This is a genomic window from Acaryochloris sp. IP29b_bin.137, from assembly GCF_028285745.1.
In the GTDB taxonomy this organism is placed as follows: Bacteria; Cyanobacteriota; Cyanobacteriia; order Thermosynechococcales; family Thermosynechococcaceae; genus Acaryochloris.
The window spans coordinates 1-12,267 of sequence record NZ_JANQOP010000361.1 but is presented as its reverse complement, the minus strand read 5'-3'; the positions used below and the strand labels follow the sequence as shown (position 1 = coordinate 12,267).

Here is a 12,267-nt window from a genome sequence, read left to right as displayed (position 1 = left end):
CGATCTGATTCAGGAATACCGCGAAGACCCGGAAAAAAATGCGGTGTTGCGGGAGGCCATCTGCAAAAAGATTATTGATGCGGGGATTGATGCAGATTGCCCCTTCCAAGAAGCCAAGCAGTTGGGCATTGAGTTCACGCCTGAAAATGCTCGGATGTTTAGTGCTGAGGCATTCAATCACTATCTAGTGGAGCTATATGAGTATCTGCAAGTTTTAGAAACGCGGTTATTCTCTTCTGGGCTGCATGTATTGGGTGAATCTCCCGATGCTGAAAAGCTGGAAAGTTACCTTCAGGCTTACTTTGGAGAAGAGTTACCAGAGGATGCGATCGCAGCCGTCGCTACGGGTGAAGCATCCGATCAGATTCGTCAACGGTTTGAACTCAATGGCAGCACTCCCAAGCTAGAAGAAGCCCTACAAATCCGTAGCCTACTGGCCCAAACTGGAGATGAACTCACCAATCTTCTGCGCGGTTTAAACGGAGAATACGTGCCCCCGGCCCCTGGTGGCGACTTGCTCCGGGATGGTCCCGGCGTCTTACCCACAGGCCGAAATATCCATGCCCTTGACCCTTATCGGATGCCCTCTCCAGCCGCCTATGAGCGGGGTCGGGAGATTGCCCGCAAGATTTTGGTCCAGAATCTAGAAGAAAAAGGCACCTACCCAGAAACCGTCGCCGTGATGCTGTGGGGATTAGATGCCATTAAGACCCGTGGGGAATCCATCGGTATTCTGCTAGAACTCGTGGGGGCAGAACCGATTAAAGAAGGGACAGGTCGGATTGTCCGCTATGGCTTGACGCCCTTAGATCAGCTCGATCACCCTCGTGTAGATGTTTTGGCGAATCTATCCGGGATTTTTCGGGATAGCTTTGTCAATATTATTGAGCTGTTGGATGATCTCTTTCTACGAGCAGCCGAAGCAGATGAACCTCCAGACCAGAACTTTATTCGCAAACATGCCCTGGCCTTGAAAGAGCAGGGAGTGGAGAATGTCTCTGCTCGTCTCTTTTCTAACCCTGCCGGGGATTTCGGCTCTTTGGTCAATGACCGTGTGACGGACTCCAACTGGGAATCTTCCGATGAGTTGGGGCAAACCTGGAGTGATCGGAATGCCTTTAGCTATGGTCGTAATGACAAAGGCCAAGCCCGGCCTGAGGTCCTGCAAACCTTACTGAAGAGTACAGAGCAGATTGTCCAAGAGATTGACTCGGTTGAATATGGTCTGACCGATATTCAGGAATATTACGCCAACACCGGTGGTCTGAAATTAGCAGCTGAGCAACAGCGGGGCAGCAAGGTCAAAGCCAATTTTGTTGAAAGTTTCTCCAAAGACACGACTCCGCGCGATTTAGATTCATTGCTGCGGATGGAGTATCGGACTAAGCTGCTCAATCCTAAATGGGCGGACGCAATGGCAGATCAAGGCTCTGGCGGGGCCTATGAAATTTCCCAGCGAATGACGGCCCTGATTGGCTGGGGTGGCACAGCTGATTTCCAAGAAGGGTGGGTCTATGACCAAGCGGCAGAGACCTATGCCCTAGACCCAGAGATGGCGGAGAAGTTACGCCAAGCTAATCCAGAAGCCTTCCGCAATATCGTTGGTCGAATGCTAGAGGCGCATGGTCGAGGATTTTGGAGTCCTGATCAAGACACCTTGGATCAACTCCGAGCTTTATATGAGCTGACGGACGAGGAATTAGAAGGCATTACTGCTTAGTTCTAGTTATCCATAGCGCTGTGCTAGGGCTGTTTGGGCCTCTTCGCGGTCGTCGAAATGGATTTTTTCAGTGCCGAGAATTTGGTAATCTTCATGGCCCTTGCCCGCAATCAGGATAGTATCGCCGGGTTTAGCTTGTGCGATCGCAGTTTGAATTGCCACCCGTCGATCCACCTCTACAATGGGGTGTACTTCAGTAGGGATACCTGCCAACACATCCTGCAAAATCTGCTGCGGGTCCTCTGTGCGGGGATTATCAGACGTGACAATGGCCTGATCGGCGAGGCGGGCAGCAATTTCACCCATTAGCGGTCTCTTGGTGCGATCGCGGTCCCCACCACACCCAAACACACAAATCATTTGGCCTTTTACAAACGGACGGGCTGCTTTTAGCAAATTTTCCAAACTATCAGGGGTGTGGGCATAATCCACAATGACGCTGATGTCTTGTTCTGAAGAACTCATAATTTGTTGCATTCGCCCAGGAACGCCTGGAAACTGAGCTAGAGCTGGGATAATATGCTCAAGGGTCAGGTCTAGTGTCAAAGCAGCGCCAACCCCTGCCAGTAGATTCGATACATTGAATTGCCCCACCAGAGGAGAAAAGAATGTGCCACTGCCTAAGGGGGTATGCAGTTGTCCTTTGACACCAGCCGTCTCATAACACAACTCACGGGTATAGATATCCGCATCAGCGTTATCAATGCTATAAGTCCAGCATTGATCAGGTGCCAGTTGATCGGCTAAGCGTTGACCGTAGGGATCATCAATATTGATCACCGCTCGGCCTTTTAGATACTCCGGGCTGAAGAGTAACGCTTTGGCAGCGAAATAATCTTCCATATCCCGATGATAATCCAAGTGATCTTGGGTCAAATTGGAAAACACCGCAACGGCAAACTTGCAACCCAACACTCGCTGTTGGGCTAAGGCATGGGAGCTAACTTCCATCACGCCGAACTTGCAATCAGCAGCGGCTGCAGCGGCGAGCTGTTGCTGCAAGTCCACCGCAAAAGGGGTCGTATGCATGGCCGTCGACTGATGTCCAGGCCATCGAGCATACAACGTCCCAAATAGAGCTGTAGGGTACTGGGCTGCCGTTAATAAATACTCAATTAAGTGGGTCGTGGTAGTTTTGCCATTGGTGCCCGTCATACCCACCAGTTTTAGCTTCTGGCTGGGATGACCATAAAACGCAGCCGCAACTTCAGCACAGGCTTGGGGCATATCCTGTAAGGGAATGACGCAAGCCGCATCTCGGTTCGTTACATCAACTTGATCTGAGACCAAAGCCGCCACTGCTCCAGCGTCCAGGGCACTTTTCCAAAAATTACCGCCATCAACGCGAGTGCCCGGCATGCCAATAAACAGGTTACCCGGTTGGACCGCCCAGGAATTTGTCGTGAGTCCCGTAATATCTTGATCCAGGGCAGGATGCTCAGTCTGTTCAGGATGGGTCCATAGGTTGGCAGAGAGTTCAGCGAGTAAGGCGCGTAATTTGACCATGCCCAAATAATGATGTTGATAAACCACTAAAGATACTTTTGCAGAAACCGCTGCAATTGCTCAACCGACAAGCGGGGAGCAGGACGGGGTATGGGTGTCTCAATGCTCTGCCCTGAAGATACAAAAACCTCCTGCTTATATAGCACTGGAATCTCATATTGATAGGATTGAAACCAATCGTCGCGACTTGTAATGTCACGAACCTCCAACTTCAGGGGAGGATCTTGGATCTGCTCTAGCTTTTCTTGTAAACCTTCACAAAGATGACATCCAGGTTTACTGTACAAAATCAAGGTAACCATGATTGCAGCATAGATGACACAAACCTCAATGGAAAAGGCCCTTGGATTTTAGCTTAGATGTGGCCCCTAGAGGAGCAGGCTGTCGTCCGGTTCCGCTTCATCTTGGCCCGTGTCATTCAAGGCATGGGCAACATCCTGCATCAAATTAAGGGTCTGTTGGTAGCGCTGCATTTCCCGTTGCTCCAGGAAAATCTTAAGGCCAGTCGATAAAGATTGTAAACTTCCCTGGCGATCGCCTGCTTTGAATAAAGATAAGCCCTGGTCATAGTGCTTTTCCGCTTCTTGTAAGCGTTGTTTATGGTTACTTAACGCTGGTTTGGGAGTGGGCCTTTGGGACTTCCCATCTCCAGAGAGGTTATTGACGCTGTAGGGAGAGAGGGGATCCAATGGTTCTCCACAATGAATACAAAATTGATTCCCAGGACTATTGCCAGCATGGGTACAAGGCTTTGTTGCAGGGGCTTGGGAAGACTGCAGTACTTCATTTTCTTGTTGGAACAGAGAGGCCACTTCTTGGGTGGTACTTTCTAGGTCTGATGGAGAGGGCGGTTGGAGAGAATCCCGCTCAGCAGACTGCGGTGAGTGGGCTGGGTTCTGTTGGCGAGAGTACTGGGATGAAGGATCAGGAGGCTGAGGTTGAACTCGATGGCCCTTGGATGGGCTAGCCGGTCGTGCGGGAGGCTTGGGGGGGCGGATGGGTTGGTAACGGATCGCATGGTTTAAATCGTCCTGGGCTGCCACTTCATCCCCAAGGGCAGATCGACAGCGCGCCCGTTTAACGTAAGCTTCTCGGTTATTGGGATCGAGGCGAATTGTGCGGGAGTAGTCTTCAATCGCTCCTTGTAAGTCTCCGGCTAAAGCGCGACTCTGACCTCGATTAAAAAAAGCATCGGCATCCAGCGGATTGCGTTCGATCTCACGGGTTAAGGCCTCAATTGAGTGATCCAAGCTGTTGGGCGCGGCGTCTGGCGTTTTGGGTTCACTGGATAAGGGGTTTGAATCTAGATCGGGTGAAGTTGGAGCCTCGATATCAGCCCGTTTAAATTTGAGTTTTTCCTGTATGGGATTGCTGGGAATATCAATGGTCGGAATTTCGGTGGGTCGGTGGGTTGGATACCCTGACGGTGGCTTGGATGGCTTCGGAGTGGACGGGCTAGAACCCTCTTCTGTCTGGGAGGGATGGGTAAGATCAATCGTCGGAGGTGGAGAGGGTGGATCAGGGGGCTGGGGCTCGGGGGACGATGTAGTAGACGGTTGGTTCGTGGTTTCGAAGGGGCTTTGGTAAGACAGATCGGCTAGATCCTGCTTTAAGGCTTTTAGGGTGGTAGACAGCTCGCCGCTAAAATCACGCATCAGTCCCAGAGAATGGACCCGAGCCCAATGAATTGCCAGGCTCAAATCTTCCATGGCGGCTTGGGATTCACCTAGCGCTTCTAGACTTTGCCCCCGTTGATAGTAGGCCTGGCTATTGTGCGGGTCTTGCTCAATAATTTTGGTGTAATCTGCGATCGCACCATCCAGATCGCCCCGTTGGATCCGGTTATTGGCTCGCTCAAAAAAGTCCTCTAATGCAGTGGGTTCTAAAGGGACGGTGGTGGGGTAAAACTCAGAGTCTGTAGGTGTATCTTCAACCGATTCAGCCGTGACGGGGACACTCTCCTCCAAAATCGAGAGGGAATAGTCGGGTGCAGGTGTGGAAGTGCTTTCAGCCGGAGACTCCTTCAACATGCCCAAGGTATAGGCACGGGTATAAGCGGCTTGGTGATTGGGATCGTGGAGTAAGGCTTCGCTAAAGTCCTGGGAGGCTTTTTCCGCCTCTCCTAATTGGGCGAAACAATATCCTCGATGAAAGTAGGCATCAGCTAGTCGAGGATTATGCTCAATCGCAGTAGAGAAATCTTCAATGGCCTTGGCTAACTCTCCACTTTGGCTTAAAAAAATTCCCCGTTGGCAATACGCATTGGCATCTTTGGGGACCCGCAGGATCACCTGGCTGTAGTCCGTAAGGGCACCAGAATGGTCCCCTAAATCGGCTCGGCTTTCGGCTCGCTTATAGTAGGCTTTGATGCAATAGGGATTGATGCGAATGGCCTCCGAGTAGTCCAGAATCGCACGCTGAAAATTTCCTAATTGTCGATAACTATTCCCTCGCTGATAATAGGCTTCATCGTAGTCGGGCAGTAACGCTATCGCTTCTGAAAAATCATGGATCGCCGCTTCAAATTTACCCAGGGTATTGTAGAGAAAGCCGCGATTGAAATAAGCGGTTGCTCTGGCCGGATTGAGAGCGATGGCCTCATCAAAATCGCCCAATGCACCATCCATATCCCCGTTAATCGCCCGCTTATTGGCACGGTTAATCAGGGCATCAGGATTATTCAAATTCGAACCATACAGTTTAACTAGAGAGCCACCTGCATTTTCAGCCTCCCCCTGATTAGGAGGGGGATTGTTCGATAGTATCTTGCGAAGTCTCCTGAGAAAAGCAGTCACTTGAGGGCCTAGGGGGTGTCAATAAAGATGGATAAAAAAGCGGGGTTAGGGTCAATATTGATATCGTTTCAGGCTAGGTCAAGTGCTGACCTAAAGCATTCAATTTTAAGCACTTGATAATGAGGTTACCTCAGAATATTGACTTTCTCTTAGCGCTGTCCTTAGTTAATTCTACCAAGTGAGAATAATCACAGGGGACAGAACGGTGTTGTATAGACTACAAATCACCCATCCATTAGCGAGAGGAGCGATCGCCCTTAAGAAATAGTTCGTAAGAAATATATGCGATCGAACCAATCATCAGGGCCATAGCAAGCCACATCGCGATTCTAACCGCAACCACAACTGCCACCACAACAGCTAGGAACTTACCTACGTTGACAATTTTGCGCAAGGTCCGTTTAAAGGAGGATTTGGTGGGGGGAACGTCCGTAACCACTTCTACCTCACGGGCTTCGGTATGGGAAGTCTCAGATTTGCCATACACTTCTGCTTCTAGTTCTCGCAACCGGACGCTCATTTCTCGCTCTTTGAGTTCTTGTTCCCGACGTCGTAAGTCTTCTTCTGGATTGTGATTCGCAGTCATAACTATAGTGGGGGTAAGCTAAAAGTTGTTGGGCCTAAACGATTCGTGGGGACCACAATAAGCCCTGGGAATGTGGCTACCCTGCTTTTCTTAGATTGCCCAAATTTGGCACTTCTGAAAACAGGAAGATCCAGTCGTAAATAGACGTTAGATTGTTAGCAGCATAGAACATAATCTTTAAGGATAAGTATCGATCCTTAGCATGAAGTATGGATATCGAAATTGAAAGGTTTACATGTTGACTCGGATCAAACAGCTAGCGGCAACGCTCTCTCCTCGACTGATTGAGATTCGGCGTCATCTCCACAGTTATCCAGAGTTAAGTGGTCAAGAGTATCAAACGTCTGCGTATGTGGCAGGTATTCTATCTTCCTACGGTTTGCATGTCCGTGAAGGCGTGGGTAAAACAGGAGTGATTGGTGAGTTAACCGGAGAAGGAGACGATCCTCGGCAACTCGCGATTCGCACAGATATGGACGCCTTACCAATCCATGAAATGACCCAGTTAGCGTTTGCCTCTCGTAAACCAGGGATTATGCATGCATGCGGTCATGATGTTCATACCACAATTGGGTTGGGGACAGCCATGGTGCTCTCGGCCATGCAGGATCAGATCCCAGGGAAACTACGCTTTCTTTTCCAGCCTGCGGAGGAAATTGCCCAAGGAGCGGGTTGGATGGTCGCAGATGGAGCGATGGAAAATGTCGATGCTATTCTGTCGGTGCATGTGTTTCCTAGTATTCCTGCTGGATCGGTGGCGGTACGGTATGGAGCACTGACGGCAGCAGCCGATAATTTAGAAATCACGATTATGGGAGAAGCGGGGCACGGGGCTCGTCCCCATGAAGCGGTTGATGCGATCTGGATTGCCGCGCAGGTCATCACAACCCTTCAGCAGGCGATTAGTCGGACCCAAAATCCCTTGCGTCCCGTTGTGTTGACGATTGGTCAAATGAAGGGGGGACGAGCCCCGAACGTAATTGCGGAGCAGGTACAGATGCAGGGAACGGTGCGATCGCTCCACCCAGAAACCCGGGCTCATCTCCCTCAGTGGATTGAAGATATCGTGGCCAGCGTCTGCCGCCCTTATGGTGCCCGCTACCATGTCGATTATGAAGCGGGGGTACCTTCAGTGCACAATACAGCGAGCTTGACCCAATTAATTGAAACTGCCGCGCAAGACGTTTGCGGTAGCCAGAACGTGCGAGTCCTCACAGAGCCATCCTTAGGAGCAGAAGACTTCTCCCTCTATCTAGAACATGCCCCTGGAGCGATGTTTCGCTTAGGGGTAGGGAAGGCCAATCAAGTCAATCCACCGCTGCATCACCCGCAATTTGAAGCCCAAGAATCTGCTATTGTCACAGGGGTAATGACGATGGCCCATGCTGTTCTCAACTATTGGCAGCAGGCTTAAGATTGGAGACCGAAGTGGAGACCGAAGAACAACTTGCCCCTCAGCGGAAAGGTCACCTCATTGCGCGGGTGCTTACCCCAGCGATTAAATTATGGTTGCGATCGCAACTCGATCACATCGACGATCTTCAGCTTCGGATCGACAGTGGTAATCGTGAACTTCTTTCAGGATCGATACCGAGGGTATTTCTCTCAGCAGCCCAGGCCGTTTATCAAGGCATCCACCTGAGTCGAGCTCAAGTCATTGCTGAAAATATCAGTACCAATCTCCGACAGGTTATGCGGGGCAAAGCCCTTCGGCTACTAGCGCCCCTGCCGATCCAGCTGGATGCAGCCCTGACCGCCGCTGATTTAGATGCATCGACCGACTCAGCACTCTTCCAAAAAGCGATGAAGTTGGGGTTGGTGCCTTTGATTGAACAACAGTTGAGCGGAGCGTCTGACTGGCCCTTCCCAGGCTGGCAGCCTGAGGGTTCACCAGAGATTCAAGTATCAGCGCTGCGAATGGAACTGAGTTGTGATCGCCTCCAGATCCAGGCCCAAGTTCAGCATCCGGTAACCCAAACCCTTCAAGCCATTGTGTTGGATACAGGCTTAGTATTAGTCAATCCCCACGAATTACATCTTGAACACCCCCAAGGATTCTATCCCCCTGATCATCACCCCGTTCCGCTAACCCAACTGAATGACTTTAGCTTTGATTTAGGACCTGATGTTCAATTAACTCTCCTCCAAATTACGGAAACAGCCCTTCTTTGTCAGGGACAAATTAAAATCATGTCTATCCAACCTGAGGAATCAGCCCTAGACTAGAGGCATACGCTTCTTTACAAATCAAGGCGAGCAACGCATGACCTACTGTTTGGGCGTCATCACCCGTTATGGGCTGGTTATGGCAGCTGATTCCCGCACCAATGCAGGGGTTGACTACGTTTCGACGGCTCAAAAACTGTTTGATCTCTCCAGGCCCGGTGAGCGGGTGCTATTGGTGTGCACGGCGGGGAACTTGTCCATGACCCAGAGTGTGTTGACCTTGATCCGGCGCGATCGCAAAGCCGCAGTGCAGGGCAATATCAACGAACTGACATCCATGTATGATATTGCCCATTATTTTGGTGAAAAAACGCGAGAAGTCCTGAATCAGCACCAGACTTGGCTGAAAAAAGATAACATCAGCGCCGATTGTAGTTTTCTGGTGGGGGGACAACTCAAAGGGGAGCTACCAGAACTGTATATGGTCTATAGCCAAGGTAATTTTTTGCGCGCCACTCGCGATTCCCCCTATCTGCAAATCGGGGAGATCAAGTATGGAAAACCCATTCTGGATCGCACCATCAATTACGAAGAGACCTCTCTAGATGCCGCAGCCAAATGTGCATTGTTGTCCCTAGATTCCACCATGAAGTCCAATATTTCTGTCGGCCCTCCCATTAACATGGCGATGTATGAAGCCGATACCCTTAAGGTTGGATATCGGCTCAAATTGGAGCGCGGTGACCCCTATTTATTACGCTTACGGAAGTCTTGGGAAACGTCCTTAAGGCAAGCCTTTAAGAAGTTACCCAACTTGTCCTGGGAAAATGGAGACGGACAAGAACAGGATAATCATTTGGTAATGACCGATATCTTGCCTTGATAGTGAGAGATGAGTCTTCACTGCCTGCTTAACTCGAACTCAAGTTACTCTGACTTTTCTGACGATTTTTTACTTTTTTTGGTTGAGGCAACCGTGTTCGCTGAGACTTCAGCTCCCGTATCTAATTTTGCTCTAACTTGCTGGGTAAGGGACTCTGTAAACTCCGGGTTGTCTTGCATATAACGAACCGTATTGTCGCGGCCTTGACCAATATTTTCACCGTTGTAGCTATACCAGGCTCCTTTGCGAACCAGAATATCGGTTTCCTCAGCCATATCTAACAGGCAACCCAGCGTAGAAATGCCTTGACCGAAAATAATGTCGAACTCACCAATGCGAAAGGGAGGCGCTACTTTATTCTTAACAACTTTGACTTTGGCCCGAATCCCAAACTCTTCCGTTCCTTTCTTTAGGGTTTGGATACGCCGAATGTCTAAACGAACAGAAGCGTAGAACTTGAGGGCGTTTCCCCCCGTGGTGACTTCAGGATTGCCATAGGTGACGCCAATTTTCTGACGGAGTTGGTTGAGAAACACTACTGTACAGCCCGTGCGACCAATGTTGCCGGTGATTTTTCGCAGAGCCTGACTCATCAGACGAGCTTGCAGTCCCATATGGGAATCGCCCATATCGCCTTCAATTTCAGCCCGGGGAACTAAGGCGGCGACGGAGTCAATGACGACAATATCCACCGCCGTCGAACGAACCAGTTGATCCACAATTTCTAGGGCCGATTCCCCAGTATCGGGTTGGGCGACGAGTAGATTTTCCGTATCCACCCCGACGGCTGAAGCATAGGTCGGGTCTAAGGCATGTTCAGCGTCAACAAACGCGGCGACACCCCCCGATCGCTGCACTTCTGCGATCGCATGCAACGCCAAAGTCGTTTTGCCCGAACTTTCAGGACCGTAAATTTCAATCACTCGGCCTTTGGGCAGCCCGCCTCCCAACGCCAAGTCGAGGGTTAAAGCGCCACTGGAAATCGTCTCTACTTTCATGCGAGTGGCATCCCCCAAACGCATAATCGACCCCTTGCCAAACGTGCGTTCAATTTGATTCAGCACTACTCCTAGCGCTTTTTCTTTCTCAGAATTAGTAGGACGATCAGGGGCCATGAACACCTCAAACAAAATTAGATTTGGCAAGTATGACTTTATTGTTCACCATACCAAGAAGCAGATTCCCCTCATCAGCCTATTTTCTCAATAACAAGCCGTTTTATTGTTCTGGGTTGCAAACTTACTCATGTTGACAGTGGTATCCATTCCAACCATCTTCACAAGATTCACATCTATGTGAGGGACTTGGATTGGAGAGACTTGATTGATATACTGCGCTAACTGGAATGCAGATATCCAAAGTAACCTGCGTTCGGGATAAGAAAATACGAGAAATCCTTTTCAGATATACGGTTCAGAAAATCAACCTTTGAACTAAACAATCTTTTATTGATAATCAGTCTATTCTATTGAGAATAATCTCTATATCAGAGCTTATTCACAAGCGTCTAAGCAAAGAGAAAATCATAAAGAACGCAAAATCAATAGTTTCAGAGATTGCTTAACCCGAACTCAGGTAAAGTAGGACTGCCGCAAAAATCTGGATCTGAAAACTCTACAGCGGTTGAACTGGAGATTCAAGCTTTAGACGGCCTTTTGATAGAGTCCCCAAAAAGTATCACCCCCTAAATAAGGCGTTTTGACCTGATCAGGCATCAAATTCAAGCCTCGCACCAGCGGCTTGCCCCACGCTTTATCAATCAGTTGATACCGCAGAACCGATTTTCGATATTGACCACTCATCCATTTACTGGGACTACCCCGCGCCACTTCCTGAAAACCGTATTGGGCAACGAAGCGCTCTAATCCAGAAGGGGAAAACCAGTGCGATCGACTCGGTGGAGTATAGGCATGCCAACCCCGTCTGCGCATCCGAGCCAGTAAGCTAAAACGATCCCAGGTTTCAATCAGCCAATATCCCCCCGGCTTTGTCAGAGAACTGGCAGTATGCAGCGCCAGCTTCAAATTATAGAAATGTTGAATCACTTGGACCATCATCACCAGATCAAACCGATTCTGAGTGTGATAGTTTTCGAGCGTCCCAACCGTCATCTTCAAACCCAATTGTTGCTGGCCGAAGGCCGCAATGCGAGGATTAGGTTCTAACCCTTCCCCTTGCCACCCTGAATTCATCAGCCCCTTAAGAATAAATCCAGCGGCAGCACCTACATCTAAAACAGTACCCGGGAGGACATAAAACGCTAGTCGATCCGCATAATATTGTCCTAATTGTTGCAACAAATCGGCTTCCGCTAAGTAATCGACATAACCTGGGCCATCACCCTGAAAATACTGGCCATCATAAATTTTGCTCACACCTTGGGCCGTGGGTTGTTGCTCCGTGAACTGGTGATGGCAACAATCACACTCTCGTATCCAATAGTTGTGCTTGCGAAATAAGCGCATACTGCTTTGGTCGCAAATGGGGCATGTTAGCTGTAACGAAGAAAGATTAGCGTCTGAATCCATGCAGTCAATAACAAGGGCAAACAAAAATGGTTAGGGCATTGAGTATTCCGACTGAGGTTGATGAAGTGATTTAAAGGCCTATT

10 protein-coding genes are annotated in these 12,267 nt (G+C 49.5%); 4 read left to right on the top strand and 6 right to left on the bottom strand.

The window, feature by feature from the left end:
- Positions 1-1,720, top strand: a 1,720-nt coding sequence (locus Q0991_RS24185; RefSeq protein WP_299493489.1) for a cobaltochelatase subunit CobN, incomplete at its 5' end; no start/stop codon positions are given.
- A gap of 6 nt (positions 1,721-1,726) precedes the next feature.
- On the opposite strand, the gene Q0991_RS24180 is transcribed toward Q0991_RS24185, so the two are convergent.
- From Q0991_RS24180 to Q0991_RS24165, 4 genes are all read right to left on the bottom strand, one after another.
- Positions 1,727-3,226 carry a UDP-N-acetylmuramoyl-L-alanyl-D-glutamate--2,6-diaminopimelate ligase gene (locus tag Q0991_RS24180; RefSeq protein WP_299493488.1) on the bottom strand — a complete coding sequence of 500 codons (1,500 nt, stop codon included), beginning with the start codon at positions 3,224-3,226 and terminating at the stop codon, positions 1,727-1,729.
- Between the two features lie 26 nt (positions 3,227-3,252).
- Positions 3,253-3,528, bottom strand: a complete 276-nt coding sequence (locus Q0991_RS24175; RefSeq protein WP_299493487.1) for a glutaredoxin family protein — start codon at positions 3,526-3,528, stop codon at positions 3,253-3,255.
- A 66-nt stretch (positions 3,529-3,594) separates the two neighbouring features.
- The gene (locus Q0991_RS24170) at positions 3,595-5,910 is read right to left on the bottom strand and encodes a tetratricopeptide repeat protein (RefSeq protein WP_299493486.1); all 2,316 of its coding nucleotides are present in this window, start codon (positions 5,908-5,910) and stop codon (positions 3,595-3,597) included.
- Positions 5,911-6,256: 346 nt separating this feature from the next.
- Positions 6,257-6,607 (bottom strand): hypothetical protein, encoded by a 351-nt coding sequence (locus tag Q0991_RS24165; protein WP_299493485.1) that lies wholly within the window; start codon positions 6,605-6,607, stop codon positions 6,257-6,259.
- A gap of 235 nt (positions 6,608-6,842) precedes the next feature.
- Between Q0991_RS24165 and Q0991_RS24160 the strand changes: the two genes are divergently transcribed.
- From Q0991_RS24160 to Q0991_RS24150, 3 genes are read left to right on the top strand one after another with little or no spacing between them, the layout of a single operon-like run.
- Positions 6,843-8,021 (top strand): M20 family metallopeptidase, encoded by a 1,179-nt coding sequence (locus tag Q0991_RS24160; protein ID WP_299493484.1) that lies wholly within the window; start codon positions 6,843-6,845, stop codon positions 8,019-8,021.
- Positions 8,022-8,035: 14 nt separating this feature from the next.
- Positions 8,036-8,833: a DUF2993 domain-containing protein gene (locus Q0991_RS24155; RefSeq protein ID WP_299493483.1), complete on the top strand. Its 798-nt coding sequence runs from the start codon at positions 8,036-8,038 to the stop codon at positions 8,831-8,833.
- Between the two features lie 37 nt (positions 8,834-8,870).
- Positions 8,871-9,656, top strand: coding sequence for a peptidase (locus Q0991_RS24150; protein ID WP_299493482.1), 786 nt, complete (start codon positions 8,871-8,873; stop codon positions 9,654-9,656).
- 44 nt (positions 9,657-9,700) lie between these two features.
- Here Q0991_RS24150 and recA read toward each other — a convergent pair whose 3' ends face one another.
- Both recA and Q0991_RS24140 read right to left on the bottom strand, forming a co-directional pair.
- Entirely contained in the window at positions 9,701-10,771 is a 1,071-nt protein-coding gene (gene recA / locus Q0991_RS24145; protein WP_299493481.1) for a recombinase RecA, read from the bottom strand.
- Positions 10,772-11,299: 528 nt separating this feature from the next.
- The gene (locus Q0991_RS24140; RefSeq protein ID WP_299493480.1) at positions 11,300-12,121 is read right to left on the bottom strand and encodes a class I SAM-dependent methyltransferase; all 822 of its coding nucleotides are present in this window, start codon (positions 12,119-12,121) and stop codon (positions 11,300-11,302) included.
- Positions 12,122-12,267 lie beyond the last annotated feature (146 nt).

Excerpts from the sequence above, each read along its gene's own strand:
- Q0991_RS24140 (WP_299493480.1), bottom strand. The coding sequence starts at position 12,121 with ATGCGCTTATTTCGCAAGCACAACTATTGGATACGAGAGTGTGATTGT.
- Q0991_RS24150 (WP_299493482.1), top strand. The coding sequence starts at position 8,871 with ATGACCTACTGTTTGGGCGTCATCACCCGTTATGGGCTGGTTATGGCA.
- Q0991_RS24180 (WP_299493488.1), bottom strand. The coding sequence starts at position 3,226 with ATGGTCAAATTACGCGCCTTACTCGCTGAACTCTCTGCCAACCTATGG.
- recA (WP_299493481.1), bottom strand. The coding sequence starts at position 10,771 with ATGGCCCCTGATCGTCCTACTAATTCTGAGAAAGAAAAAGCGCTAGGA.
- Q0991_RS24165 (WP_299493485.1), bottom strand. The coding sequence starts at position 6,607 with ATGACTGCGAATCACAATCCAGAAGAAGACTTACGACGTCGGGAACAA.
- Q0991_RS24160 (WP_299493484.1), top strand. The coding sequence starts at position 6,843 with ATGTTGACTCGGATCAAACAGCTAGCGGCAACGCTCTCTCCTCGACTG.
- Q0991_RS24175 (WP_299493487.1), bottom strand. The coding sequence starts at position 3,528 with ATGGTTACCTTGATTTTGTACAGTAAACCTGGATGTCATCTTTGTGAA.